The following is a 26,009-nucleotide window of genomic DNA, read 5'->3' on the forward strand; positions in this document are numbered from 1 at the left end:
GGCCACATGGCAGGGATGGTAACCATTAGTGAAATAGAGTGCTTAGATGGCGTGCACCGCATTGGTATCGCAACGTTAGACAACACCGCTTCATTGAATGCATTGACGTATGACATGTTAGTCCAACTTAACGATCAGCTTATCAAGTGGCAAGATGATCCACATATGGCTTGTGTGGTACTGACTGGCGCTGGAGAAAAAGCATTCTGTGCTGGTGGTGATGTTCGAGCTATGTATCACGTCATGCATAACGAGAGTAAAGAAAAAATCGTAGAGTTCTGTACGAACTATTTCTCGTTGGAGTATGAGTGTGACTATCTCATCCACACTTACAACAAACCCATTATCGGTTGGGGAGAAGGTATTGTCATGGGCGGTGGGATGGGGCTTTTTATGGGAACCAGCCATAAAGTTGTGACAACAACATCACGCCTTGCTATGCCAGAAATCAATATCGGACTGTATCCTGATGTGGGAGGTACGTGGTTTTTAAGCCAGATAGATCCGCAAGTGGGCTTATTCCTCGGATTGACAGGTTCAATGGTAAATTCAAGTGACGCTGTCACTATTGGTTTGGCCGATTGGTTACTGTTGGAAGAGCAGTATCCCACCTTACTGGATGAGCTAAAGCGGCTCCAGTGGGGCAAAGAAGATGCGAAAGAGTTGGTAACTGCACTACTACAGTTAATGGAAGAACAAGTTATTGATAGCAAACCAACCACGCAAATTTGTCCATACTTAGATCAGATAGAGGAAGCGTGCAAAGGTTTTGATCTTAATACGATAGCACAGCGAATCATGGCTATCGACGGGAACAGTCAGTGGATAGAAAACGCGAAACAAACGTTCGCCGCAGGCAGTCCGATCACCGCGCATATTTGCTTCAGACAAGTGAAAGAATACCACAGTTTACCACTTGCAGGTTGCTTCCGCTTGGAGCTGAGTTTATCGGTTCGCAGTGCCTTATTAGGTGAGTTTAAAGAGGGCGTCCGTTCTCGGCTTATTGACCGGGATGGCGAACCTAACTGGATGTTTAACAATGTCAGTGAAGTCGATGAAGATATCATCGATACCTTGTTTACCTCACTTTGGCCGGATGACGAACATCCGCTTGCTGATTTGGGTGAACAAACACTAGGTCAATAAGGAGAATGATCATGAGTACCATCGCATTTATCGGTTTAGGAAGAATGGGGCATCCGATGGCGCAAAACTTATTAGCGTCTGGATTTAACGTGCAAGTATTTGATGTCGATAGCGAAGCGGCAAAGCAACTTGCACCTTTTGGTGCGGTGGTGGCGAGCTCTATCGAGGAAGTCGTGGATGGTGCAAGCACGGTCATCACGATGCTACCAGCAGGATCTCACGTTCGTTCCGTGTATCTTGGCGACTTACACGGCGGCGTAGGTGTCCTCAATCTTGTCTCGCCAAGTACCTTGATGATTGATTGTTCAACCATTGATCCGGACTCTGCGCGATTAGTCGCCAATGAAGCGGCAAATAAACGCGTGTTGTTTGTCGACGCGCCCGTTTCGGGGGGCGTTGCTGGCGCTAAAGCGGCGACATTAACCTTTATTGTTGGTGGTTCGGATCAAGCGTTTTCTAAAGCCAATGCGATTTTGCAGTATATGGGAAAAAATGTTTTCCATGCTGGCAAAGCAGGCGATGGTCAAATGGCTAAAATCTGTAACAACCTTATGCTCGGCATTTTAATGTCTGGTACGTGCGAGGCATTAAACCTAGGTATCGATCATGGACTCGATCCAAAAGTGCTATCAAACATCATGCTGCAAAGCTCTGGCCGAAATTGGGCATTGGAGCTTTACAATCCTTGCCCAGGCGTGATGGACAGTGCGCCAGCCAGTCACGATTACCAGCCGGGCTTTATGAGCAAACTCATGCTAAAAGATCTCGGCTTGGGGTTAGATGCGGCGTTACAAACACATTCTTCGGTTCCGATGGGGTCGTTAGCGCGCAACTTATATTCTTTCCACAACGCGAGCGGCCACGGCGAGCTCGATTTCTCAAGCTTATTTGAGTTATACAAGAGTAAGAAAGGCTAGACCGAGTTTTGTGACAAACCAGCCCGAGATGGTGACCTAAAACGCGCATCATTTCGGCCAACTTAGACTGGTTGAGATAGAGAACATTACGAGCTATGGAGTGCACCAATATGGACATAAAAAGTAGTGTTATTGCCATTACAGGAGCAGGGCAGGGGCTTGGGCAAATGATGGCCATTACCCTTGCTCAAGCTGGCGCTGATTTAGCGTTGTTGGATGTAAACGCCAGTGGCTTAATGGAAACACAAGAGCAGTGTCGAATGCTGAGTGCGAAAGCGTTGACATATCAAGTGGATGTCACCAACGAAATCGATGTTGAAACCACGTTTGAAGCGATTATCCAAGATTTTGGTCAACTCAATGGGTTAGTCAATAACGCTGGCGTGTTAAGAGATGGGTTACTTGTAAAAGCAAAAGATGGCGTGATCAGTAAGATGTCTTTGGATCAATTCAATTTGGTCATGAACGTTAACGTGACAGGAACATTTTTGTGTGGGCGTGAAGCTGCCGTCAAGATGATTGAGAGTGGCTCCCGAGGCGTTATCATCAATATTTCTAGTGTTGCGAGAGCAGGGAATATCGGACAAACCAATTATTCTGCATCTAAAGCGGCGGTCGCGACCATGGCGACAACATGGGCTCGTGAGCTCGCAAGATACGGTATTCGCGCGGCGGCGGTTGCACCAGGTGTAGTTCATACCGCGATGGCAGAGCAAATGAAACCCGAAGCCATAGAGCGACTAGAAAAGATGATCCCAGTTGGCAGGATGGGCGAAACAAGCGAAATCGCGCATGCAGTAAAATACATTATTGAGAGTGATTACTTTACTGGCAGGGTTTTAGAAGTGGATGGCGGCATTCGTATGTAAGTGACTACTGAAATAAGGCTCTGATAGACCTGAATAATAAGTTTCTTTCCATTTCAGCATTTTCTATGTTGTGGAGTGCCAATTCTGCGCAACCCAAATGTATTTACAACTTATGTTTGGATTTACCTTGAGAATGATTTCTCACAATCCAATAAAGAGATGTAAATACCACTCAAATATTAAGTGAAATCATTAATTTGATGTTGATCACACTTTTGGTTTTTTAGTTTCCGCTTCTCATTAAGGCTATCTGCGTAAATGAAGTTGATAGTCAGTCTCATCAATTTTAAGTTTCAACTATTTGTTTTTAAATAATTAATTGTTGAAGCACGAGAAATTCGTGTTGAGGTTAATATTCTATTTAAAGTGTGTAACTTCCATTAATGGAAGGTTAGTTTCCAGTTGTGGCTAATGAGCTTTAACTTTTTACTCCTCATAATGCGCCAAATGTAACATAGTGTTTCAAAGTGTAACAATAAACTCACACTAAGAGTGTGGTTTTGATCTCCACTCAATTCCGTTTTGTTTCGCTCTGAACCCGACGTTACTCATGCTCAACACATAAACATTCTAATGACTATAACAACTGGTTCTTGGCTTGATACCAATCGTATCGTAGCAAATAACGGTTCATTCTAGCTGGTTAAATGCTTGATGACGAAGTTGAAAAATTGTAAGTAGAATAACTACTTATCGAAGTTTCTTCTTGTTCTCATACATTACCTCTGCGCAATTTGTGAGCTCTTATTTACTTTGATTGGCATCTGTTTTGAAACCAGACAACCATCGAGAAAGTTAATGGAAGCCTCAAGATATAAACGCATCTTGTCGAGGGGAAGTTTGGCGTCCGTCATACTTATGCTCTCAGGATGTAATTCAGCTTTACTTGACCCCAAAGGTGCCATTGGTGTGCAAGAAAAAGAGTTAATTATTACTGCTCTTTTGCTGATGTTGATCGTTGTAATCCCTGTGATTTTAATGACGATTTACTTCGCTTACCGATACCGCGCCTCTAATACTGAAGAAGAGTACGCACCCGAGTGGTCACACTCGACCAAAATCGAAGTGGTGGTATGGACAATTCCAATCATCATCATTGCGATTCTTGCGACGATCACATGGCGTTCGACTCATGAACTAGAGCCATCCAAACCTTTGGAAAGTGATGTTAAACCAATGACCATCGAAGTGGTGTCACTCGATTGGAAATGGTTGTTCATCTATCCAGAGGAAAACATTGCGACGGTGAACTATGTGGCGTTCCCGAAAGACGTGCCAGTGCAGTTCAAACTGACTTCGGACAACATCATGAACGCGTTTTTCATCCCTCGCTTAGGTACACAGATCTACGCGATGCCAGGAATGGTAACCAAGCTCAACCTCATAGCGAACCACGAAGGTGACTATAAGGGTTTTGCATCGAACTACAGCGGCGAAGGCTTTTCGCAAATGAAGTTCACAGCTTCAGCAATGTCTGATCGTGCTGCGTTCCTAAATTGGGTGCAGAAAGTGAAGGCGAGCCCTGATCGTATTGAAGATTGGGAGCAATACAGCTCACTGGCAGCGCCAAGTATCGCAGAGCCAGTCACTTTGTTCTCTAGCGTTCCTCCGTTCTTGTTCACCGACGTTGTGACTCAGCATCCTGGTTCAATGAACTGTTTGCCTGAAAACCAAGGATAATCGTAATGTTTGGAAGATTAACTCTTGATTCAGTTCCATTCCACGAACCTATTATCGTCATCACCCTAGCGGTTGTGGCGCTGGTTGGTTTAGCCGTAGTTTACGCGGTGACCAAAGCCGGAAAGTGGCAATATTTGTGGAATGAATGGTTTACTTCAGTAGACCATAAAAAACTTGGCTTCATGTACATCGCAGTAGCGATGGTGATGCTTGTTCGTGGTTTTGCTGACGCAGTCATGATGCGTAGTCAGCAACTCCTTTCTTCTGCGGGTGAAGCAGGTTACTTACCACCGCATCACTACGATCAAATTTTTACTGCCCATGGCGTGATCATGATCTTCTTCGTAGCGATGCCATTGGTCATTGGTCTGATGAACATCATCGTGCCATTGCAGATTGGTGCGCGTGACGTAGCTTTCCCGTATCTGAATAACTTGAGCTTCTGGCTGTTTGTTGTAGGTGTCATCCTAACAAACATGTCTCTCGGCTTAGGTGAATTTGGTCGTACCGGCTGGTTGGCGTATCCGCCGCTTTCAGGTATTGAGGCTAGCCCAGGAGTCGGGGTCGACTATTGGATTTGGGCGCTGCAGATATCAGGTGTTGGTACGACGTTAACAGGCGTGAACTTCTTCGCGACCATTTTGCGTATGCGTACACCGTCTATGCCAATGATGAAGATGCCAGTTTTCACTTGGGCGTCTCTGTGTGCAAACATTTTGATCATCATTTCATTCCCAATCCTAACGGTGACTATCGCTCTGCTTACGCTGGATAGATACCTAGGCATGCACTTCTTTACCAATGATCTTGGCGGCAACGTAATGATGTACGTCAACCTGATTTGGGCTTGGGGTCACCCAGAAGTGTACATTTTGATCTTGCCAATTTTTGGTGTGTTCTCAGAAGTCACCGCAACCTTCTCACGTAAAAAGTTGTTCGGTTACACATCGCTAGTTTGGGCTACCGTAGTTATCACGATTCTTGCGTTTGTCGTTTGGCTACACCACTTCTTTACGATGGGGTCTGGCGCGAACGTAAATGCCTTCTTCGGTATTGCCACGATGATCATTTCTATCCCAACAGGGGTGAAGATCTTCAACTGGCTATTCACGATGTACAAAGGCCGCATCCGCTTTACGACGCCAATGATGTGGACGGTGGGCTTCCTTATCACCTTTACTGTTGGTGGTATGACGGGCGTACTAATGGCTGTTCCGGGTGCAGATTTCGTTCTGCATAACTCAGTATTCCTTATCGCTCACTTCCACAACGTTATCATCGGTGGTGTGGTGTTTGGATGTTTCGCTGCGATCACTTACTGGTTCCCGAAAGCGACCGGTTTCACCATGAATGAAACTTGGGGCAAACGCGCGTTCTATCTTTGGATTATTGGTTTCTTAATGGCGTTCTTACCGCTTTACGCGCTGGGCTTCATGGGGATGACTCGTCGTTTAAGCCAAGACATCAACCCAGAATACTTCCCACTGTTGTCGATTGCCGCAGCAGGTACGGTTGTGATTGCGCTGGGCGTATTGTCTCAGTTCATCCAAATTTACGTGAGTATCCGTGACCGCGAGCAAAACCGTGATCTAACTGGTGACCCGTGGGGTGGTCGTACTCTTGAGTGGGCAACATCGTCTCCACCGCCGTTCTACAACTTTGCGCACCTACCAAAAGGTGATGTGCTGGATGCCTTCTGGTACCAGAAACAAAGTGGCGAGTTCGATCCAACTAAAGAAGTGGAATACGAACGTATTCATATGCCAAAAAACACGGCAACAGGCATCTACGTGTCGGCTTGGTCGCTCCTATTTGGCTTCGGCATGATTTGGTACATCTGGTGGCTAGCGGCGGCAAGTTTGGTCGGTATTATCGTGACGTGTATTCAGCATAGCTATAACGATGATGTGGATTACTACGTGGAAGTTGAAGAGATCAAAGCAATTGAGGCTGAACGTCGAGCTCAGCTTGAAGAAGCGAAGAAAAACTCAGTGAAAGACAGCGAAAGTAAAGATGATCTGGAGGTGACGTATGCAAACTAATATCGCAGCACATCACGACCATGATCACCACCATGACACGAATGGCAACAAGCTATTTGGCTTCTGGGTTTACCTGATGAGTGACTGTGTATTGTTTGCGACCTTGTTCGCGACTTACGCTGTGCTGTCGAGCAATTCAATTGCGGGCCCAACAGGTAAAGACATTTTCGAACTCCCATTCGTGTTTGTCGAAACCATGCTGCTGCTGTTTAGCAGTATCACATTTGGTTTTGGCATTATCGCGATGAAGCGCAACAACGTTGCTGGTCTCAAACGCTGGATGTTAGTCACGTTCGCGCTTGGTCTTGGCTTTATCTGTATGGAGGTCTATGAGTTCCATCACCTGATTGAAGAAGGCTATGGGCCACAAACAAGTGCATTCCTGTCGGCATTCTTTACGTTGGTTGGTACGCACGGCCTGCACGTAACCTTTGGTCTGATTTGGTTAGCGGTAGCGTATCATCAACTGTCGACGAAAGGTCTGAACGACAATATGGCAATGCGCTTTAACTGCTTAAGCCTATTCTGGCACTTTCTAGATATCGTTTGGATTTGTGTCTTTACCATCGTTTACTTACTGGGGGTAATGTAATGGATCAACATGTAGAAACCAGTTCGTCAGATTACGTGAAAGGCTTTATTGCCTCACTGATTCTGACGGTAATTCCGTTCTACTTTGTTTGGACGAAATCATTACCAGATACAACGACCTATGCGATTCTATTTGGATGTGCATTAGTGCAGATATTTGTTCACTTTAAATACTTCTTGCACATGGAAACAAAAACATCCGACGGACGTTGGAACCTTGTATCACTGATGTTTACCGCCATTGTTGTACTTATCCTTATCGCTGGCTCGGTATGGATCATCTACAACATGAACGTCAACATGAAGTTGTAGGTCAAGGTATGCTGAAAAGTTATTTGTCTATCACTAAACCGGGCATTATTTTCGGCAACCTGATTTCTGTTGCGGCGGGGTTCTTCCTCGCCGCAAAAACAGAACCAGCCAGTCTAATGCTGTTCGTTACGACGTTAGTTGGTGTTGGGTTAGTCATCGCTTCAGGTTGTGTGGTGAATAATATTTTCGATCGTGATATCGACCAGAAGATGGCACGTACACGAAATCGTGAAACAGTGAAAGGCAACATCAATATCGATATTGCGTTTGTTTATGCACTTGCTTTATTGCTGGTAGGAACCGCACTGTTATTTATCCGAGTGAACCCACTATCCGCTGTCGTCGTGTTGCTTGGCTACGTGTATTACGTGTTCTTTTACACGATGTGGTACAAACGTAACTCGGTGTATGGAACCTTAGTGGGAAGTATCTCAGGCGCAGTTCCGCCATTGGTGGGTTACTTAGCGGTAACAAACTTCATTAGCTTGGAAGCGATTTTACTCTTTACCATGTTCTGTCTCTGGCAAATGCCGCACTCGTATGCCATTGCCATGTTCCGCATGCAAGACTACCGAGAAGCCGGGATTCCCGTATTGCCACTTAAAGAAGGCATTCATAAAGCGCATCGACACATGAAAGCGTATGTCGTAGCGTTTGGAGCAGTATCGTTGGGGTTATTTTTACTAGGTGAAGCAGGGTATGAATACTTAGCAGTTGCAGCGGTTGTTTGCTTTATGTGGACGAAAGTGACCTTTCGCAGCATTGATGACAACAACTACATCGCTTGGTCAAAGTCGGTGTTTAAAGTCTCACTGCTAGTGGTGATGGGGATTAGTGGTGTGCTTGGCGTCGAGTTGATTCCTCTAGCTCTGTAACAACCAAACCTAAGCGTTTGCTAAGCGCCAATATCTTTTGCTGCTGAATGCATGAATGACCTTACCTAGAAGTAAGGTCATTTAACTTTCTATTGTCCTTTATTTTCCCTGTTTTTCCTGTTCCTCCTCTAGCTTCACTATCACGTATTCATATCTAAAAGCAAAAACAACCAGTGTGTAAAACATAGTAGATCGCGCGTTTCCGCTGACTCGTAATAATGTCAAGAGATAGCGACGATTAAGCTAAAAAGTATAAACAGCGCAATAACTCTACTTACCATATGAGAATTCAATATCGATAGTTTGTAATGTAAACATTTGGGGTAGTGCTAGTTCCCATAGCAGCATACAAACTAACAATGCGAATGTTTAAGTTGAATCACCAGCTAGCGAAATACACAAGTTTTACGACTGAAAGTGGGTGAGGAAGCATCTTAACTCCAGTGAAATGAACACGATTAAGAATCATCCTTTTACATAGTCTAAAAACTCACTAAACATTAACCCAGATTAAAGTTTTGTCGTCTCCGAGGCATTAAGGTGCGCCTGTAGTTTGCAGGTCTCAAGGATTCAGAGAAGGAACAGCCATACATCGTGTATCGCTGTTCCTTTTTCGTTCTTGTTTACTTGCGAAAAGATAAAACATAAAGACAACTTTAAGAGGACTGGTTTTGAGCATTTTGTTTTCCGAAGCCCGCATTGGCAACATGATCCTAAAGAACCGTTTTGTGCGAAGCGCAACGTGGGAGAACATGGCGACCGAAGATGGTCACATGACGGTAAAGCTTTACGATATTTACGAAACGCTTGCGAAAGGGGAAGTTGGGCTTATTGTCACGGGTTATGCCAATATCGTTGAAGAAGAGAAACCCAACGCAGGTATGATGGGGATCTACAACGACTCTTTTATTGAAGAATACAAAAAGCTAACAGAGCTAGTACATCAACAAGATTCTAAAATCGTGATGCAAATTGCTTACGGTGGCACCAAAACCACCCATAACGTCGGTGAGCGTGTCATCTTCGCTCCGAGTGACGTGCCTGAGCGTGGTACAAATACGCAAGGCAAAGCGATGACAAAGGACGAAATAGACTACATCGTAAAGGCATTCGCATTGGCGAGTAAACGTGCTCAAGACGCTGGTTTTGACGGCGTAGAGATTCATGCGGCGCACACTTATTTAATTAACCAGTTTTTAAGCCCGTACTATAATCGTCGAGAAGACGAATATGGTGGTGACTTAGAAAATCGCATGCGCTTTCTTTTAGAAATTTATTCTGAAACCAGAAAGCTGGTTGGAAGCGAATTTCCCATCCTCGTAAAACTGACGGCAACAGAGTTCTTTGACGGCGGTTTAACGTTCGATGAAACTCGCGTCGTCTGTAAGAAACTTGAAGAAGTAGGCGTTGATGCGATCGTCGTGTCTGGCAATATTCACGGCAAAGCAAACGAACTTGTTGGTCAAACGTTCGATGGTTACACACTACAAGAAGAAGGTTACTTTCACGAATATGGTCACGTGATCAGTCAGGACGTTAGCATACCGGTGATTACTGTCGGCGGGCTGAGCGACATTGATGCGATTGAGAAAATTGCAGAAAACACAGATATCCAATTTTTTGCTGTGTCACGCCCTTTATTGGCTGAGCCGCAGTTGATCAAACGTTGGAAAGAAGGCAATCGCGCACCAGTAGATTGCGAACGTTGCTCAAAGTGTCGTACCAAGCGTGGTAACTTTTGCGTGGTGTATAAGAACCGAAATCGTCGCAAAAAATAAAACGAAGCGACTACACAAATACAAATTAGCCTCCACTCTGAATATGGAGGCTTTTAATTATCCGCATGTTAATCGAACCATTATTTATCTTCTTTTTGATAGTTTAAATAATGCACACAAAGATCGTGAAATGCTTTAGCTTGAGGCGAGATCGTGCGATCGGTTAACGTAAATATACCAATTTGCCTTTCAAGTGGTGGATCGATAAGCGGAATCCAAACCAAGCGTGTTTCATTGGTTGGGAAAGCAAGCTTCGGTAGGGTCGTGACACCAATCCCAAGTTCTAAGACAGAAAATAGCGAAGTAATATTTTCGACCGAATAGAGCGCTTGCTGACTCAGAGCTCTTGCTGGGGTTGGATCTAGAAGTGTACAAGTGCCGTTACGGATAAAGGGTTGTTCCAACAAAGTTTGCCACTCGATTCCTTCTGGATGACTCGCAATAGGGTTGTCCTTTAAACACACCACGCCTATTGGATCGGCTAACAGCGGTGTAAAGTCAATGCCGCCCTCATCGAGGTGAGAGGGGTTACCGAGCGCTAAGTCGACTTCACCGGAGAGTAGGCGAGCCTCGACGCCAGCGGCATTATCGTCTATCAAGCTTACTTCTACATTTGGATACTGTTCGCAAAAGGCGCCCAACACGCTAGGAATGAGCTTCGCTGCAACAGAAGGAACGCTCGCAATTCGCACTCTCCCTTGCTGTCCGGCAGCGGCTGCTTTGAGATCGTTGTCTAGTGCACTGTAGATATTGAGAAACTGAACCACTTTGGGAAGACAAATTTCACCAAACGGGGTCAATTTGGTTTTGTTTCCGGGTTCAAACAGCGTTTGCCCTAGAATTTTTTCAAGCTCTTTTATCGATGTTGACAGTGCCGCCTGAGAACGATTTGCACGATGTGAAGCGGCTCGAAAGCCTCCTTCCTCGACTACCATCACAAAATGCATTAATTGTTGAAGCTTAATACTCATCCCTAATGCCTCTTAATCCCTTTATTTACGTTATTTTAAACAGAGTGATAAGTTTAATTTATCAAATGTCAAAAATTTACCGTTAGATTTATCGCCTGTCAATGTGCATCATTTAACCATATTGAAACAAAGCTGTTACAAAGGTTGAAAGGCACGTGAATACTCCTACTAAAAAACACCCAGTTAAAACCAGTCTATTTGCTTCTAAAGCGCCGCTTGAATGGGCGATAGTCAACAACGAAACCCTGTATACGGCTCAAATTCCTATTGATGACACAGGCGCGGTTGTGGAAGGCGGTATCGAAGCACAAACACGTCAAACCTTTAACAATCTCATTCACACCCTGGAGTGTGCAGGGGAGTCTTTGGACTCGGTGTTGCAGGTCCTGATTTATGTGACTGATAGAGAATACTTAAAGACCGTTAACCAAGTGTACGCGGAATATTTTGAAGCACCGTACCCAAATCGCGCCGCCATGGTGGTTGCAGGGTTAGCGCGAGAAGAGATGTTGGTGGAGTTTGTCGTCTACGCGTCGGCAAGCCAACCAGAATAAATCCAATAAGAACAATTAGAGATCAGTGAGTGGGTGGCTTGCCATCACAAATCGGAAGAACAAGGAAAGAACCATGACTTTTATTAACAATGTTCAAGCAGAAAAATCCCTCTATATAGCGGGTGAGTGGCAATCGGGCATGGACACCATCGCCAATATTAACCCTTCTGATATCAGCGAAAACATTGGCGATTTCGCACAAGCGAGTGTGTCGCAAGTAGAGCAAGCGATTCAAGCGGCTAAATCAGCGCAGCCAGAGTGGGAAAAAACACCAATCGAGCGCAAGCAAGCAGTGCTACAAGCGATTGGTGATGAGCTCATTGCACGATGTGACGAATTGGGCACCTTACTTTCGCGTGAAGAAGGTAAGCCATTTGCTGAAGGTCGAGGTGAGATATACCGTGCTGGCCAATTCTTCCAATACTTTGCTGCTGAGGTTCTGCGTCAAATTGGCGATAACGCTGCTTCCGTCCGTCCAGGTGTCTCCGTTGAAGTTACTCGTGAAGCCGTCGGCGTTATCGCCATTATCTCTCCTTGGAACTTTCCAACAGCAACAGCGGCTTGGAAAATCGCGCCAGCACTTGCGTTTGGCAACAGCGTCGTCTGGAAGCCTGCCAACCTAACCCCAGCAAGTGCCGTTGCGCTGACAGAGATTATCCATCGCCAAGGTTTACCTGCCGGCACGTTTAACCTCGTTTTGGGTAGCGGTTCGCAAGTCGGTAATACCCTTATTAATTCGAAGGAAGTGAACGGCGTGAGCTTCACTGGTTCTGTGGGCACTGGCCGTAAAGTTGCAGCGGCAACGGCACCAAATTTTGTGCGTTGTCAGCTAGAGATGGGTAGCAAAAATGCGCTCGTAGTGGCAGATGATGCAGACATTCAGATTGCTGTCGAAGCGACAATCGCAGGCTCATTCTCGGGTGCAGGTCAAAAGTGCACCGCGTCTTCTCGTCTTGTGGTTATGGACGGAATTCACGACGCGTATGTTGAGGCGCTAATCAAACGCATGAGCGAACTTAAAGTGGGTCACGCTCTAGAAGAGGGCGTATTCATGGGCCCTGTTGTTGATGGTAACCAGCTGAATGCGAACTTTGAGTGGATCGAAAACGCACGCCAAGCAGGCGCGGAGCTGGCTTTCGGTGGTGAGCGTCTGAGCCTAGAGCATGACGGTTACTACATGTCACCAACTCTGTTTTTAAATACACAGAATGGCTGGGAAGTGAACCAAGAAGAAGTCTTTGCGCCAATGGCGAGCGTGATTCGCGTTTCTGATCTGGATGAGGCAATTGCAGTCGCGAACGATACGCGCTTTGGCCTGACAGGCGGCATTATCACGCAAAGCCTGCGCAATAGCGCGATCTTCAAACAGCAAGTCCAAACGGGCTGCGTCATGGTTAACTTGCCAACTGCGGGTACAGATTATCACGTGCCATTTGGTGGCCGTAAAGAATCTAGCTTTGGCCCTCGTGAGCAAGGTCAGTACGCCAAAGAGTTCTACACCGTGGTGAAAACCGCTTATCAGCGCCCTTACTAAGAACAGCAGGGTAGCTGATGGTGTCAGCTGCCCGCACGAAAAGGCTAAGAAATTGTTTAAGGAGTGGTTATGTACCAACAACGGATTGTGATTGACGGATTGCAGTACTGCAATTGGGATCGAGAGTATTTCCAAACGCTTAAGGCGAGTGGCATTACCGCCGTTCATGCCACCATCGTCTACCACGAAACTGCGCGCGAAACCTTAACGCGTTTTGCTGAGTGGAACTTGCGCTTCGAGCAAAATGCGGACCTCATCATGCCTATTTATTCAATGGCAGATGTAGAAAAAGCCAAAGCAGAAGGCAAAGTCGGCATCTTCTTCGGCGCGCAAAATTGCTCACCTATCGATGATGAAATTGGTCTGATTGAAGTGATGCGCCGCCAAGGTCTGCTGATCATGCAACTGACCTACAACAACCAAAGCTTACTGGCGACAGGTTGTTACGAACAAAACGATTCCGGCGTAACTCGCTTTGGTAAGCAAGCGATTGAAGAGATGAACCGAGTCGGAATGATCATTGATATGTCCCACAGTGCAGAGCGTTCGACGTTGGAAGCCATCGATCTTTCTTCGCGTCCAATTTGTATCAGCCATGCTAACCCGACTTTTGCGCATGACGCACTGCGCAACAAGTCCAACACCGTGATCAAAGCACTGACGGAGCGCGGTGGTTTGATTGGATTCAGTTTATATCCGTTCCATTTGCCAAATGGCAGCCAGTGCACGTTGGATGATTTCTGCCAGATGGTTGCGAAAACCGCAGACATGTTTGGCGTTGACCATTTAGGTATCGGTAGCGATTTGTGCCTAAATCAGCCGCAACAAGTGTTGGAGTGGATGCGCAACGGGCGTTGGTCAAAAGCGATGGATTACGGCGAAGGTTCAGCAAGTAACTCGGGATGGCCAGATGCGCTGCCATGGTTCTGCGGCAGCGCAGGGATGGAGAACATCTACAACGGATTAATGGGTCACGGATTCAGTGAATCTGAGGCTGGAAAAATATTGGGTGAAAACTGGTTCAACTTCCTTAAAGAAGGATTAGAGCCTATTTCATAGCATTCCCCAAAGTAGGAACCGCCTGCCCACATAATAACAATACGGCAGGCGTAAAACTCACATTTGTAGCCAGTCTTTGGCTGCTGCAAAGAACCTCTGGAGCCAGAGTATGTCTGATTTAACCAATAGCATGAAAGCTTCCACGATGAGCGTGTCATCGGGCAAGTCAAAAGCAAAACACAACACATCAACAACAGAAAACACGACGGACAAATTAGGACTGAATAACCCGGCCTTTTGGTATAGCGGTGGTTTCATCGCGTTGTTCGTTGCTATTGCACTTTATGACGGCGAGCTGTTATCTACGATCGTTAACGCCGGTTTTAGCTGGGCAGTTCAGGTGTTTGGTCCATACTGGCAGTTACTGCTGCTTCTCACTTTTCTTATTGGTCTTGGCTTGGCTGCAGGGCGAACAGGCAAGGTGATGTTGGGCGGGATTGCAAAACCAGAAATGGATTCTTTCCGCTGGATGGCGATTATTTTCTGTACCTTATTGGCTGGTGGTGGTGTTTTCTGGGCCGCGGCTGAGCCTATCGCGCATTATGTTAGCCCACCTCCTCTATACGGCGCGCAAGATAACCCGCAGCAAGGTGCGGTGAATGCGTTGTCGCAATCCTTTATGCACTGGGGCTTTCTAGCTTGGGCGATTGTAGGTAGCTTAACTTCCATCGTGGTGATGCACCTACATTACGACAAAGGTTTACCACTAAAACCCCGTATTTTGCTTTACCCAGTCTTGGGCGAACGAGCACTTAAAGGCCAACTCGGTGCATTGATTGACGCATGCTGCATTATCGCGGTAGCCGCGGGCACCATTGGTCCAATTGGGTTTCTGGGCTTGCAGGTTAGCTACGCGTTAAATGCGTTGTTTGATATCCCTGATGGCTTTACCACTCAGCTTATCATCATCTTGTTTGCGATTGCGCTTTACACCTTGTCAGCACTCAGTGGATTAAGCCGAGGCATGCAACTGCTTAGTCGTTACAACGTGATTCTGGCAATGGCATTGATGGTTTACATCCTGTTTTTTGGTCCGACGAATTTTATCTTTAACGGATACATTCAAGGTGTAGGAAGCATGTTGGATAACTTTATCCCAATGGCGACTTATCGCGGTGACGAAGGTTGGCTAAGTTGGTGGACAGTATTTTTCTGGGGCTGGTTCCTGGGTTATGGTCCGATGATGGCAATCTTTATTGCGCGTATTTCCCGTGGTCGAACTATTCGCCAAGTTATTTCCACCATCAGTATTGTGGCTCCGTTAACCACCTGTTTTTGGTTCACGATTGTGGGCGGCTCAGGTCTTGCGTTTGAAATTGCTGAACCGGGTAGCGTGAGTGCGGCGTTTGAGGGCTTTAACTTGCCAGGTGCTTTGCTTGCAGTGACTCAGCAACTACCAATGCCAATGCTGACTTCAATTCTATTTCTGATTTTAACCACGATCTTCATCGTCACGACGGGCGACTCAATGACCTACACAATCAGTGTCGTGATCAGTGGTGAAACGGAGCCGAATGCGATCATCCGTACCTTCTGGGGAGTAATGATGGGTGTGACGGCATTGATCCTAATTTCCCTTGGCTCTGGCGGCATCTCTGCTCTGCAATCTTTCATTGTTATTACCGCGGTTCCGGTTTCGTTGATTCTGTTACCGTCACTTTGGAATGCGCCACAAATTGCAATCAAAATGGCGAAAGAGCAAGGGCTATAACAATTATTCAATTCAAACAACGTGGAGCTTGTGCGGGTGTTTTCCTCCTGCATCCGCACAAACCCTAGTATTCTTACAATAACAAATAGGTGGTGAGCAAAATGGATGCACATCGTTCTACTTATACGGAAGCAACTATGCGCGATGCAGCGATTGTCATGGCAGCCGAAAGGCTTGGCGCAATGCACCAAAACCGAATCAGCTTTGTTCGCAGTCTGATTCGTAATATGGCAAGCCAAAACTGGCAAGTAACCAAGCATGAGTGGCAGCTTTGTCCTCGTGGTTATGGTCATGTGATTTACAAATTGACCACGCCAGAGCACGTTTATCATTTGGTGGTATTCTGTGATGAAATTGCCGACGACGAGCGTAATGATCGCGTAATTGCTGAAAAGTGGGACGTCACATTTGCACTGGTTCAAGGCGATGTTGATGTTACTTTGTTGGAAAGATTGCGAGAAAATGTACCGCTGCAAGAAGCGGGACGTAATCCAAACAACGTACTTGTTCTTGCTCGCGCAAACAAAAGTGTGCGCGTGTTTGAGCACATTGTTAGCGCGCTTTCTCAAGGCGAGCAGCCTGAGCCGAAAGAGTTAGCGGAAGTGGGTTATATCCTGCGTACCACAGCTGTTTATGGTAACGGAAAGTTTGGTATCGCCGATTTCAAACTGTTAGAGAACAACTCAGATTTCAGCCAGTCTTTTAGTGCGCAAATGTGTGCCGTATATATGTTGCGTGAATTCAGCCTAGATTGGGTGCACTATCTGGCACTTCAACAAGGTGGCGACAAGGCGGTGGCTTTGCATCGTGGCTTGCAGCGCTACCTTGGTGTCGGCAATGCTACTGGCTTAGGCATGGCTCCATACTTGATTAATCACCCGTGCATCGTTGACCAATGGATGACCTCTCGCGAACGTGCGGTAGCGCGAGTCTTTGCGATGCCATGTGAAGCGTCGTTCCATGCTCCTTTGCAAGGATTGCTGCAAAAAGCACAGCGTCATTTAGAGCAAGTCATCACCATCAATGAACATCAAGACAGGCTCAATCATCAAGCGATAGCAGACATCAAACAACTGCTATCGGAGCTAACAACGTTAATGGCATTACATCCGCACTGGGCGAGTTTGGTCGAGCATAAGAAAACAATGAGTGTGGAAGCCCAAGAAATCCTCACCTCTTGCTTGATCGAACTCTACCCATCTTTAGTGGATGAATTTGCTAGCCAAATGAATACGGATGAAATGTTATCTATTCCGGGCGGGAAAAAGATCCAAGATTTACTGGAAGTGTTGCAAAGCAAGTACCGCTGGGCGATTGATGCGGATTACTCACTAGCTGAGAACAACTACTGGTTCTGGTATCGCTCACAAGACAAAGAAGAGCCAAGGCTTGGTGTCCGCGGGGAAGAGGCTGGAGAAGAAAAAGAACTGCCGCTTGATATTGGCAGACAAGTGAATCGCTTGTACCAGGCCTTGCTTGACTGTGATGTAGAAATGTCTGTAGCAGAGTTTCTATTGCAAAAACCGGCTTATCGTTCGATCACACGTCGCGTATGGACGTTAGGCAACCGTGCGATGGGGGATATTCAAATGAATGTGCTGCGTAAAGATGCGTTACCAATGCACTTACTGCGCTGTAAATTGGCGATCTTTGGTGCGACTAAGTTTGATCCGCGCTCGGATCGTTGGGTTCGAGTAACTTTCTTCCAAGGTGCGCCGTTGTTAGATGAAATTCACGACCCTAAACTGGCAGACACGTGGATTTTCCCTAGCATGCCGCCGCGTGACGAAATTGCGCAAAGTGACAATCAAAAAATCAACGGAGGATTTGCATTATGATCGTCTCTCACAACGAATTGGTGGCCGCGGTTAATAAGGCATTTCTTGGCATGCGCCGTCACTGTGGTGAGGCGGACGTCATTGCGAACATGGTGGCGGACTTGCAAATGGTTGGCTTACATGGAGTTCGCCATTTTAATAACGCCAGTCTGTTTCTTGGGTTAGATTCAGACTGCGCCGTATCGGTGACCAACAGCACACCGTCAAGCATAGAGGTAGAACTGCACAACGGGAGTGTAGCGTGTCATTTACCCGCTGTGTTGGATTTCGCGCTCGAGAAAATGATCAACCGTAAGTCGATTACCATTACGTTGAAACAGTGTCATAACCGTTGGCTGGGTTTCAGTGAGTTGTTGAAGCTCTCTGCGAAAGGCATTGCGTGTCGAGCACAGTGGGTCAATGGCTCAAGTCCCAAGCGAACGCTTTATGTGTTAAACCGTGGACGAATCGCACCAGAAGTCTTTTTCTCGGATCAGTTTGATGTGCATGATACGGATTTGCATAGTATGGTTATCGAGCTCTCCGTGAACGATTTCGATATCGAGAAAAGTGCACAAGGGTATACCACCCACATTGAAGGTGATGAGTTAAGCCGTACGCAACAAGCTTCTTGGCAAAATGGTATCTTTGTCGAAGACCAAGAATGGGAAACACTGAAACAAACCGCAACCGCGTTGCTGGTGGAGAACAGTGAGCGTTCTATGCTCGGTGCTGGTGGTGTGGTTTAAGCTATGAAAGGCGATGATTCCAAGTAGAAGTGATGAAGGCTGCTGTTTAGCGGCCTTTTTTGTGCGCGATGTTCAGTCACTTCTGAAGTTCAAAGACTATGATTACCGTTATCCGCAAGATGGATCAACACAGGTAAGAAAAATGGATCTGCAAGAGAATAAAAGAAATGCCATTGCGTTTTACGAAACCGCCTATCGAGGTAACCCAAGAAAGGCAGTTGAAGACTACGTAGGTGATGAGTACATCCAGCACAATCCATTAGTTGGAAATGGCCCCGAGGCTTTTATCGAGTATTTTGAGCGGATGCAAAATGAGTATCCCGATAAAGATATTACGTTTGTGCGAGCCATTGCTGAAGGGAATTTGGTGGCACTACACACTCACCAAACATGGCCTAATGATATTGAATACGTGACGATGGATTTCTTTCGTTTTGATCACAATGGGAAGATCGTTGAACATTGGGACGCTCTGCAAGAGATACCCAAAGAAACATTGAATGGTCACACCATGTATTAACGAGTCGTTGACGAGTCTCCCATGCCGTTTATTCAAACGGCATGGGAGGTTAAATGATTTGTGGCACTTTAAGTATTAATCATCAAAGCGCTTTTTCGATTCTCACCGCGACGTCTTCAGATACCCAGCCTTTCCACAAGTCAGGGTAGGTATTAAAGAAGTAAAACATCGCTTCTTCACCGTCCGCGTAGTTATCTTCCATCCAGGCCAGCATTTCACTCATTTGCTCGTTGGTAAATCCGCGTTTCTGCAAGTACGCGAATGCTTGGGGTTCTTTGCTCGCAAACGCCTCAGTTGTTACTGTGCGAACTGGAGAAGGTGGGTACATTGTTACTTTTGGTGAAGCGCAATCAGGCTGAGTGGTACAGTTGCGATACTCTTCCAAATCTGTTCCGCTACCAAAATCCACTTTGACCATATCATACTTGCCCAATACGGGTGTTGGTGACCAGTAGTAACCAAACCAAGGCATTTTGCGATCATAGGCTTTGGCGATGGTACCAGCTAGTGCAGCGCCAGAGCCTGGGTCAACCATCTCAAAGCCGTGCTCACTTAACCCTAATGCATTAAACAAGTGACCGGAGGTGATTTGGCATGTCCAACCAGCAGGGCAGCTATAGAACGCGAACTTGTCATCATCTTCTGGGTGTTCAAATAGTTTGGCGTGCTTGATGACGCCTTCTATCGTCGCGAGCTCTGGATACTGTTTTACCAGATAGGCGGGAACCCAAAACCCTTCTTCACCGCCATTGACAAGCGATTCACCAGCGATACGCAAGCGTTTATCCGCAATCCCTTTATCAAGTGCTTCTTTAATGCCGTTTGTCCATAACTCTGGCGCAACGTCAGGTTGCCCCTTTTCAATCATAGAGGTGCCTGTAGGAACGCTATCACCAGGGATCAATTCCGCATCACACTGGTAGCCTTCATTTAAGACAAATTGGTCGATGTGCGCCATTAAGCTGGCCGAATTCCAATTCATGTCTGCGATGGTTATTTTTCCGCATTCGTCCGCATTTGCATGAGTAGATAATGCTGATAGCAGCAGAACAGAGAGCATTGAAGGTGTCGTCTTCATGTGACTGAATTTCCTTGTCGTTGTCATTTACTTCAGTATATACATCGGTTTATAAAGATTCAGTGAACAAGTTTTTTTCAGTGACGTTAAGCATAAAAACGGCGATTTATGAAGCGTTTGGTGAGAAGGGTTTAAAGGGCGTTAATACAGCAAGAACATTCCTTCGTAGCCGCCGATCTCAATGTGAGAAACATAGTCGCCGATGTTACCGTCTTGATCTACAGGTCGCATAGGCTCTGGAAGCACGATTGTCATCTTCGGTGAGGTGAAATAATCGATATTCTTGCCAAAGAAATCAGTTCGATACAGAACTCGGCCTTTGGTGAATTCTCGGGCTAACACCATCTCTGTAGGGCCATGCATCACTACCGTATCGTCTGAGTGATACGCAAAGTACGTATGGGTTGGTAACAAATCGATAGCGCCTTTAGGCAAGTCAGGATGAGCCACTTTGCTCATAGAAGCATCTCCAATCACCGTGTAATCGGCGGAATAGGGCGTGCTGGTGGACATCATTAGCGGAGTCGCCTGATACCCCTCTGGTATTTGATTGGCAGGCTCTCCCAAATCAACGGCAAGCAAGGCGCTAGGTTGATAAGCAATATTCTTTGGTACGCCTGCCTTCCAGAAGTTGTCACTTGTTGTGTTATTACTTCCATATAAGTAGCCATTGTTCCACTGATTAAAGTAAATGCGCTCAGGGTGATAGTTTAAGTAGAACACCGCTAGTGCAGAGTATTGGTCCTGTTTCCAATTGTTTTCTGTGTTACCAAAGTATTGAACGCGACCATAACGCGTGGTCGCTTGATAAATCACTTTCTGGCCAGCTTTGGCGAGTGCAGAGTTATCCCAAAATTTAGCCAAGCCAGCATAGCCACTAAAGCCGGTAGCAGGGAAAAGGTAGTGCTCGCGCAAGTACAAGGAGCCAGCGTTAACCAAGTGGTTTTGCCCATTACGACCGAATAAGTTTGCCGTACCTATGTTGAGGCCAATTAACGCATCTTCATCCAGCGTTGCCAGTTTATTCAAGAACGCCGAGAATTGCGCTTTGTAAGCATCGTCAGCAGCTTGGCTACCCGCCACCAAACCAAGTTCATCCACTGTGCCTCCGGAATATATGTAGAACTGATTTGCACCGAGTAACTTATTCGTATCGTCGTTGTACGCACCATTTAAACCTTGTTTCGCCCATTTAGCTTGGTAAGAGTGGCGCATTGTATTGGCAAAAAAGGGATTGCCGAGATTGGTCAATGCCCAAGAAGAGGTTTGATTCCACATACGACCAAATGGAATAACGCGTGACTCCCAACGAAATCGTGCGGTTGCATTCTTATTCGAACGGTTTTTGTATTCATGCCAAGAAAGATAATTGTCTTGGTTTCGATCTGCAGATTTGTCGAAGCCACGAATTTTACGCCAGCGTTGAATGGTTTGACCTTCAGGTGTCTCCGTTGGTGCTCCTGAGATATTGACGGCAGGGAAGCTATCTTTGAGTTGAATGTTTTCGAGACGTGGGCGGTTTTCTATGTTGTCGTCATGCCAAGTAATTTTCGCAACGTAAAGGCGGCCGCCGTCGCGTAAAAAGGTGGAGCCAAAGTACTGACCGCCACCATAAGTTTTTCCGCTACCATCATGCGTTGTAGCGCGAACCCAATCCGAAGGAACAGACCAGTTTACTGTTTGGTCTTTGGTCATGCCCTGTGTTCTATCTTTCTTAATATCAAAGGGCTTCCACTCCGATATCTGACCAAACGAGTCGATGGCAGAAGGGTATTCAATCGTGAAGCTGCCGCCTTGAGCAAACTGAGAGAACGTAAAGGCTAAGCGGTCGAACTTCTCTGAGTGATAGACATAGAGGGCTCCACCATTATTCGCCTGGCCAAATACATCAGCATCCCATGGCGGTGGTTGATATAGCCAAAAACCGGCGTGGTCAGCGCTGGCGGTATAGCCAACGATCATCGGTTTTCGATTGAGTAGAGTATTCTCACCATGGCTTGAGTCGACTTCAGCTAGGATAGTGTCTTCAGAAAAGTGGAGAAAGAAATCTTCGTAGTCAATTCCATTCAGTTCTGCTTGGTTACGTATATCGTTTTCCAGCCAACCAGAGTTAAGTTCCAGCTTTTGGTTGTACATGTAACCAAGTGCTTGTACACGCTCATTATGACTTTTACTTTCGTAAGCGCCGAATAAGATATCAGCATAATCCAATTCCCATTCACGTGTAGCCGCAGCAGAGATAGGCTTATCTTGAAGATCAATACCCTGTTCATGCAATCCAGGTAACACGATTGCTGTTCTACTCCAAACGCTGGGTATAGAAAGTAAGCTCAGAGAAGCAAGTGCAATGAGAGAAAAACAATGCGACTTCAACATGGGGTTATCTCACTCATACTTAGATGACTCGAATTAAGGGCCAGAATACAAAGAGAAATTATAGTCTATTCACAAAGTCCTAATCAGGAACCCGCCGATAGAAGGTTTTACCGGAAATCGAGGGGGAAGCCCGGCAAAAATGAGAAGGTCTGCGTCGGGTGTAGTACGTTCAAAGACTCAAAATTCCGTCTACACAAGCACAAAAGTAACCAGAATTTTAACCTTGTTTCGATTGTCATCATATTGTTGGATTTTCATCAACAATTTCAGTTAAAACCAACTGATTAAACCAGTCACATTCTCTGTTGTATTGATTGCTTATCATACAAAAATTTAACAAAATTAATTTTTATACATTTTTATTGCATAAAAAATCCTTTTGAGTAATATAAATGCCAAGTGACAATTAATGCGGTATGTCAGCATGACTATTCAGGTAAGCGGAATCAATAAATCCTACGGTGAGACACAAGTGCTTCAAGATGTCAGCTTTAAGTGTGAAAGCGGCGAAACACTAGTGTTACTCGGTCCGAGTGGTGCAGGGAAGAGCTCTCTACTACGTGTTCTTAACCTTCTTGAAGGAGCGGATAACGGCCAGTTAAACATCGCTAATGACGCATTCGACTTTTCAACTGAAATCAAAGAGAAGCAAGGTTTAGCGCTTCGTCGTAAAGTGGGCATGGTGTTCCAACAGTACAACCTATGGCCGCATATGACAGTGATGGAGAACCTGATTGAGGCTCCGGTAAAAGTCGCTGGCATGGATAAAGAAGAAGCGAAGAAGCAGGCAATGCAAATTCTCGCGACGCTGCATTTGGCAGACAAAGCGGATGCATGGCCGATGCAACTTTCTGGTGGTCAGCAACAACGTGTGGCGATTGCTCGTGCATTGATGATGAAACCGGAAGTCTTGCTTTTTGATGAACCGACCGCTGCGCTTGATCCGGAAATTACTAACCAAGTCGTTAAGATTATTAAAAATTTAAGCGAAACCGGAATTACACAAGTAGTTGTGACGCACGAAGTGGATTTCGCCAAGAAAATCGCTAGTCACGTACTGTATTTAGAAAAAGGACACATCGTTGAGCACGGCACAAATGATTCGTTTTCTAACCCGCAAACCGCCCAGTTTGCTGACTACTTAAATCACTAAATCACGTTTTTAAAGTTCAGTCTATTTAACAGATAAGCTCGGCTGTCATTGCGAGTGTCAGCCCACTAAGTACACACGGAGTATTGCAATGAAAAAGATTCTACTAGCTTCACTAATCGGACTTGTCTCAGCGAACGCAGCAGCACAAGAAGAGATCAAATTTGCGATGGAAGCGACGTACGCCCCATTCGAATACATGGATGAAAACAACCAAATCCAAGGTTTTGATGTGGATCTGGCGAATGCACTATGTAAAGAAATCGAAGCAAAATGCACCTTCCACAACCAATCTTTTGACAGCCTGATCCCAGCATTAAAATTCAAGCGCTACGATGCGGCAATCTCTGCAATGGACATTACTGAGGCGCGTTTGGAGCAAGTGAATTTCACGAATGCATACTATGACAACTCAGCAGCGTTTGTTTCTATCAAAGAAAAAGTGGCTGATCAAAAAGCACTAGAAGGTAAGCGTGTTGGTGTTCAAAACGGTTCAACACACCAAAGCTACCTGATTGAGCAAATGCCGGGCGTAACCGCGGTTCCTTACTCAAGCTACCAAGACGCGTTCATCGATATGAAAAATGGCCGTATTGATTCTGTATTCGGTGACACAGCAGTCGTAGCAGAATGGTTCAAGAAAGAAGACAACCTAGCTTACGTGGGTGAGCACATCACTAACCCTAAATACTTCGGTAACGGTTTCGGTATCGCAGTAAATAAAGGTAACGACGAGCTAGTGAACAAGCTGAACACAGCACTGAAAACAGTGAAAGCAAACGGCGAATACGACGTAATCTACAACAAATACTTCGGTAAGTAATATGGCACTAACGGGTTACTCTTTATCGCTTGTTCAAGCTAGTTGGATGACTGTCCAGCTAGCCTTCACAAGCCTCTTAGTCGGTTTGATTCTGGCAGTGGTATTCGCCAGTGGTGAAATGTCTCGCCGCGTTTTCGTTAAATGGCCAATGACGGCGTTTGTGACGATTGTACGTGGCTTGCCAGAAATCCTTGTCGTGTTGTTCATCTATTTTGGTTCGACGCAGGTTCTGTTTTTAATCACCGGCGACTTTATTGAAGTTAGCCCGTTCTTGTCTGGCGTGGTGGCGTTGTCATTGATCTTCGCTTCCTACGCTTCTCAAACTCTACGTGGCGCATTAAAAGCCGTTGGAAGAGGGCAGAGAGAAGCAGCAAGTGCACTCGGCATCAGTCAAGCACACGCTTTCGTTCGCATTGTTTTACCACAAGCAGTAAGACACGCACTACCAGGTTTAACTAACCAATGGTTGGTTCTGCTGAAAGACACCGCGCTTGTATCACTGATTGGCGTAACGGATTTGTTGAAGCAAGCGCAGCTAACATCTGCAGCGACGCATGAAGCGTTTACATGGTACGCGACCGCTGCGGCGATTTACTTAGGCATTACTTTGATTACACAACGTGCCGTCAAACTGATTGATAAGAAGTTCTCAATTCAAGGTATGAGCATGGGACAGGAGGCCACAGCATGAACGAACAACACGTTTGGCAAATGCTGGATGGCTTAAGCACTAGCCTTCAATTGACCGCCGCTTCCTTGGTTGTGGGCTGTCTTTTAGCTTTGATGATGACGCTGACTCTGATCCTGCGTACTCCGGGTTTGCATTGGGTAAGTCGTGGCATCATCACCTTGTTCACTGGTACGCCTTTGTTGGTACAGATCTTTTTGGTGTACTACGGTCCTGGTCAGTTTGACGCAGTAAGAGAAAGTGTATTCTGGACATGGTTAAGCCAACCTTGGTTCTGTGCGATGTTGGCGTTAGCGTTGAATACCGCTGCATACAGCACTCAGTTGTTCAAAGGAGCGTTTAACGCGATTCCTTCCGGTCAATGGCAAGCGTGTCGTGCTCTGGGTATGAACAAAACCGCAACGCTAAAAGTGCTGCTACCATACGCTATTCGTCGTGCTGTTCCTGCTTACTCGAACGAAGTGATTTTGGTCTTCAAAGGCACGTCACTAGCAAGCACGATTACGATCATGGATCTGATGGGTTATGCGCAGCGCATTAACGCACAAACCTACGATACGTTGACGGTATTTGGTATTGCAGGCGCATTTTATTTAACGGTAAATGGTGTGCTAACTCTCATTTTCCGTCAGGTAGAGAAGAAAGCATTGGCGTTCGAAGCCGCATAATCCTTCAATCAACACTCATCATTTAGTTCCACAGTGCCTCTGCGAATGGCTCTCTTGCAGGGGCATTTTTTATATTCGTCATGGCAAATTCCTTAAGTTCC

Annotated in this window: 23 protein-coding genes; 20 read left to right on the top strand and 3 right to left on the bottom strand. The window is 46.0% G+C overall.

Features of this window, described 5'->3' with window-relative positions; translation table 11 throughout:
- Nucleotides 1-6: 6 nt before the first annotated feature.
- From J4N40_RS17335 to J4N40_RS17375, 9 genes are all read left to right on the top strand, one after another.
- The gene (locus J4N40_RS17335) at nucleotides 7-1,146 is read left to right on the top strand and encodes an enoyl-CoA hydratase/isomerase family protein (RefSeq protein WP_053307784.1); all 1,140 of its coding nucleotides are present in this window, start codon (nucleotides 7-9) and stop codon (nucleotides 1,144-1,146) included.
- A gap of 11 nt (nucleotides 1,147-1,157) precedes the next feature.
- Nucleotides 1,158-2,063 carry a 3-hydroxyisobutyrate dehydrogenase gene (mmsB, locus tag J4N40_RS17340; RefSeq protein ID WP_053307783.1) on the top strand — a complete coding sequence of 302 codons (906 nt, stop codon included), beginning with the start codon at nucleotides 1,158-1,160 and terminating at the stop codon, nucleotides 2,061-2,063.
- A 110-nt stretch (nucleotides 2,064-2,173) separates the two neighbouring features.
- Nucleotides 2,174-2,932, top strand: a complete 759-nt coding sequence (locus tag J4N40_RS17345; protein WP_053307782.1) for an SDR family oxidoreductase — start codon at nucleotides 2,174-2,176, stop codon at nucleotides 2,930-2,932.
- A 798-nt stretch (nucleotides 2,933-3,730) separates the two neighbouring features.
- Nucleotides 3,731-4,612 (top strand): ubiquinol oxidase subunit II, encoded by an 882-nt coding sequence (gene cyoA, locus J4N40_RS17350; RefSeq protein ID WP_005388604.1) that lies wholly within the window; start codon nucleotides 3,731-3,733, stop codon nucleotides 4,610-4,612.
- A gap of 5 nt (nucleotides 4,613-4,617) precedes the next feature.
- On the top strand, nucleotides 4,618-6,654 hold the full coding sequence (gene cyoB, locus J4N40_RS17355; protein WP_005375781.1) for a cytochrome o ubiquinol oxidase subunit I: 2,037 nt from the start codon (nucleotides 4,618-4,620) through the stop codon (nucleotides 6,652-6,654).
- Nucleotides 6,644-7,246, top strand: a complete 603-nt coding sequence (cyoC, locus tag J4N40_RS17360) for a cytochrome o ubiquinol oxidase subunit III (protein ID WP_005375782.1) — start codon at nucleotides 6,644-6,646, stop codon at nucleotides 7,244-7,246. The genes cyoB and cyoC overlap by 11 nt, the downstream gene beginning before the upstream one ends.
- Nucleotides 7,246-7,557: a cytochrome o ubiquinol oxidase subunit IV gene (cyoD, locus tag J4N40_RS17365; RefSeq protein WP_005375783.1), complete on the top strand. Its 312-nt coding sequence runs from the start codon at nucleotides 7,246-7,248 to the stop codon at nucleotides 7,555-7,557. Before cyoC ends, cyoD begins: the two co-directional genes overlap by 1 nt.
- Nucleotides 7,518-8,432 (top strand): heme o synthase, encoded by a 915-nt coding sequence (gene cyoE / locus J4N40_RS17370; protein WP_165401665.1) that lies wholly within the window; start codon nucleotides 7,518-7,520, stop codon nucleotides 8,430-8,432. Before cyoD ends, cyoE begins: the two co-directional genes overlap by 40 nt.
- A 671-nt stretch (nucleotides 8,433-9,103) precedes the next feature.
- On the top strand, nucleotides 9,104-10,210 hold the full coding sequence (locus tag J4N40_RS17375; RefSeq protein ID WP_171345438.1) for an NADH:flavin oxidoreductase: 1,107 nt from the start codon (nucleotides 9,104-9,106) through the stop codon (nucleotides 10,208-10,210).
- 80 nt (nucleotides 10,211-10,290) lie between these two features.
- Here the strand turns inward: J4N40_RS17375 and J4N40_RS17380 are convergent, their stop codons facing one another.
- Nucleotides 10,291-11,181, bottom strand: a complete 891-nt coding sequence (locus tag J4N40_RS17380; RefSeq protein ID WP_005375788.1) for a LysR family transcriptional regulator — start codon at nucleotides 11,179-11,181, stop codon at nucleotides 10,291-10,293.
- Nucleotides 11,182-11,336: 155 nt separating this feature from the next.
- Between J4N40_RS17380 and J4N40_RS17385 the strand changes: the two genes are divergently transcribed.
- The 7 genes from J4N40_RS17385 to J4N40_RS17415 all read left to right on the top strand — a co-directional run bounded on the left by J4N40_RS17385 (nucleotide 11,337) and on the right by J4N40_RS17415 (nucleotide 19,125).
- Nucleotides 11,337-11,735 (top strand): RidA family protein, encoded by a 399-nt coding sequence (locus tag J4N40_RS17385; RefSeq protein ID WP_250654616.1) that lies wholly within the window; start codon nucleotides 11,337-11,339, stop codon nucleotides 11,733-11,735.
- 73 nt (nucleotides 11,736-11,808) lie between these two features.
- Entirely contained in the window at nucleotides 11,809-13,269 is a 1,461-nt protein-coding gene (locus J4N40_RS17390) for an aldehyde dehydrogenase family protein (protein ID WP_053307779.1), read from the top strand.
- Between the two features lie 69 nt (nucleotides 13,270-13,338).
- Nucleotides 13,339-14,328, top strand: coding sequence for a membrane dipeptidase (locus J4N40_RS17395; RefSeq protein WP_005388594.1), 990 nt, complete (start codon nucleotides 13,339-13,341; stop codon nucleotides 14,326-14,328).
- Nucleotides 14,329-14,437: 109 nt separating this feature from the next.
- The gene (locus J4N40_RS17400) at nucleotides 14,438-16,039 is read left to right on the top strand and encodes a BCCT family transporter (RefSeq protein ID WP_213876120.1); all 1,602 of its coding nucleotides are present in this window, start codon (nucleotides 14,438-14,440) and stop codon (nucleotides 16,037-16,039) included.
- Nucleotides 16,040-16,140: 101 nt separating this feature from the next.
- On the top strand, nucleotides 16,141-17,877 hold the full coding sequence (locus tag J4N40_RS17405) for a hypothetical protein (protein ID WP_054576781.1): 1,737 nt from the start codon (nucleotides 16,141-16,143) through the stop codon (nucleotides 17,875-17,877).
- Entirely contained in the window at nucleotides 17,874-18,605 is a 732-nt protein-coding gene (locus J4N40_RS17410) for a DUF3726 domain-containing protein (RefSeq protein WP_161441452.1), read from the top strand. Before J4N40_RS17405 ends, J4N40_RS17410 begins: the two co-directional genes overlap by 4 nt.
- Nucleotides 18,606-18,747: 142 nt before the next feature.
- Nucleotides 18,748-19,125, top strand: a complete 378-nt coding sequence (locus tag J4N40_RS17415) for a nuclear transport factor 2 family protein (protein ID WP_031777276.1) — start codon at nucleotides 18,748-18,750, stop codon at nucleotides 19,123-19,125.
- 82 nt (nucleotides 19,126-19,207) lie between these two features.
- On the opposite strand, the gene J4N40_RS17420 is transcribed toward J4N40_RS17415, so the two are convergent.
- Entirely contained in the window at nucleotides 19,208-20,203 is a 996-nt protein-coding gene (locus tag J4N40_RS17420; RefSeq protein ID WP_138940348.1) for an ABC transporter substrate-binding protein, read from the bottom strand.
- Between the two features lie 141 nt (nucleotides 20,204-20,344).
- Complete coding sequence (locus J4N40_RS17425; protein ID WP_250654617.1) at nucleotides 20,345-22,579, bottom strand: hypothetical protein; 2,235 nt, start codon at nucleotides 22,577-22,579, stop codon at nucleotides 20,345-20,347.
- Nucleotides 22,580-23,003: 424 nt separating this feature from the next.
- Between J4N40_RS17425 and artP the strand changes: the two genes are divergently transcribed.
- The 4 genes from artP to artM all read left to right on the top strand — a co-directional run bounded on the left by artP (nucleotide 23,004) and on the right by artM (nucleotide 25,908).
- Complete coding sequence (artP, locus tag J4N40_RS17430) at nucleotides 23,004-23,732, top strand: arginine ABC transporter ATP-binding protein ArtP (protein ID WP_284694805.1); 729 nt, start codon at nucleotides 23,004-23,006, stop codon at nucleotides 23,730-23,732.
- A gap of 88 nt (nucleotides 23,733-23,820) precedes the next feature.
- Nucleotides 23,821-24,552 carry an arginine ABC transporter substrate-binding protein gene (locus tag J4N40_RS17435; RefSeq protein WP_054579000.1) on the top strand — a complete coding sequence of 244 codons (732 nt, stop codon included), beginning with the start codon at nucleotides 23,821-23,823 and terminating at the stop codon, nucleotides 24,550-24,552.
- A 1-nt stretch (nucleotide 24,553) separates the two neighbouring features.
- The gene (artQ, locus tag J4N40_RS17440) at nucleotides 24,554-25,243 is read left to right on the top strand and encodes an arginine ABC transporter permease ArtQ (RefSeq protein WP_005388570.1); all 690 of its coding nucleotides are present in this window, start codon (nucleotides 24,554-24,556) and stop codon (nucleotides 25,241-25,243) included.
- Nucleotides 25,240-25,908 carry an arginine ABC transporter permease ArtM gene (gene artM / locus J4N40_RS17445; protein WP_053303703.1) on the top strand — a complete coding sequence of 223 codons (669 nt, stop codon included), beginning with the start codon at nucleotides 25,240-25,242 and terminating at the stop codon, nucleotides 25,906-25,908. The genes artQ and artM overlap by 4 nt, the downstream gene beginning before the upstream one ends.
- The last annotated feature ends 101 nt before the right edge of the window (nucleotides 25,909-26,009 follow it).

Source organism: Vibrio sp. SCSIO 43097 (assembly GCF_023650755.1).
In the GTDB taxonomy this organism is placed as follows: Bacteria; Pseudomonadota; Gammaproteobacteria; order Enterobacterales; family Vibrionaceae; genus Vibrio; species Vibrio alginolyticus.

Excerpts from the sequence above, each read along its gene's own strand:
- J4N40_RS17335 (WP_053307784.1), top strand. The coding sequence starts at position 7 with ATGGCAGGGATGGTAACCATTAGTGAAATAGAGTGCTTAGATGGCGTG.
- mmsB (WP_053307783.1), top strand. The coding sequence starts at position 1,158 with ATGAGTACCATCGCATTTATCGGTTTAGGAAGAATGGGGCATCCGATG.
- J4N40_RS17345 (WP_053307782.1), top strand. The coding sequence starts at position 2,174 with ATGGACATAAAAAGTAGTGTTATTGCCATTACAGGAGCAGGGCAGGGG.
- cyoA (WP_005388604.1), top strand. The coding sequence starts at position 3,731 with ATGGAAGCCTCAAGATATAAACGCATCTTGTCGAGGGGAAGTTTGGCG.
- cyoB (WP_005375781.1), top strand. The coding sequence starts at position 4,618 with ATGTTTGGAAGATTAACTCTTGATTCAGTTCCATTCCACGAACCTATT.
- cyoC (WP_005375782.1), top strand. The coding sequence starts at position 6,644 with ATGCAAACTAATATCGCAGCACATCACGACCATGATCACCACCATGAC.
- cyoD (WP_005375783.1), top strand. The coding sequence starts at position 7,246 with ATGGATCAACATGTAGAAACCAGTTCGTCAGATTACGTGAAAGGCTTT.
- cyoE (WP_165401665.1), top strand. The coding sequence starts at position 7,518 with ATGGATCATCTACAACATGAACGTCAACATGAAGTTGTAGGTCAAGGT.
- J4N40_RS17380 (WP_005375788.1), bottom strand. The coding sequence starts at position 11,181 with ATGAGTATTAAGCTTCAACAATTAATGCATTTTGTGATGGTAGTCGAG.
- J4N40_RS17390 (WP_053307779.1), top strand. The coding sequence starts at position 11,809 with ATGACTTTTATTAACAATGTTCAAGCAGAAAAATCCCTCTATATAGCG.
- J4N40_RS17395 (WP_005388594.1), top strand. The coding sequence starts at position 13,339 with ATGTACCAACAACGGATTGTGATTGACGGATTGCAGTACTGCAATTGG.
- J4N40_RS17400 (WP_213876120.1), top strand. The coding sequence starts at position 14,438 with ATGTCTGATTTAACCAATAGCATGAAAGCTTCCACGATGAGCGTGTCA.
- J4N40_RS17405 (WP_054576781.1), top strand. The coding sequence starts at position 16,141 with ATGGATGCACATCGTTCTACTTATACGGAAGCAACTATGCGCGATGCA.
- J4N40_RS17410 (WP_161441452.1), top strand. The coding sequence starts at position 17,874 with ATGATCGTCTCTCACAACGAATTGGTGGCCGCGGTTAATAAGGCATTT.
- J4N40_RS17415 (WP_031777276.1), top strand. The coding sequence starts at position 18,748 with ATGGATCTGCAAGAGAATAAAAGAAATGCCATTGCGTTTTACGAAACC.
- J4N40_RS17420 (WP_138940348.1), bottom strand. The coding sequence starts at position 20,203 with ATGAAGACGACACCTTCAATGCTCTCTGTTCTGCTGCTATCAGCATTA.
- J4N40_RS17425 (WP_250654617.1), bottom strand. The coding sequence starts at position 22,579 with ATGTTGAAGTCGCATTGTTTTTCTCTCATTGCACTTGCTTCTCTGAGC.
- artP (WP_284694805.1), top strand. The coding sequence starts at position 23,004 with ATGACTATTCAGGTAAGCGGAATCAATAAATCCTACGGTGAGACACAA.
- J4N40_RS17435 (WP_054579000.1), top strand. The coding sequence starts at position 23,821 with ATGAAAAAGATTCTACTAGCTTCACTAATCGGACTTGTCTCAGCGAAC.
- artQ (WP_005388570.1), top strand. The coding sequence starts at position 24,554 with ATGGCACTAACGGGTTACTCTTTATCGCTTGTTCAAGCTAGTTGGATG.
- artM (WP_053303703.1), top strand. The coding sequence starts at position 25,240 with ATGAACGAACAACACGTTTGGCAAATGCTGGATGGCTTAAGCACTAGC.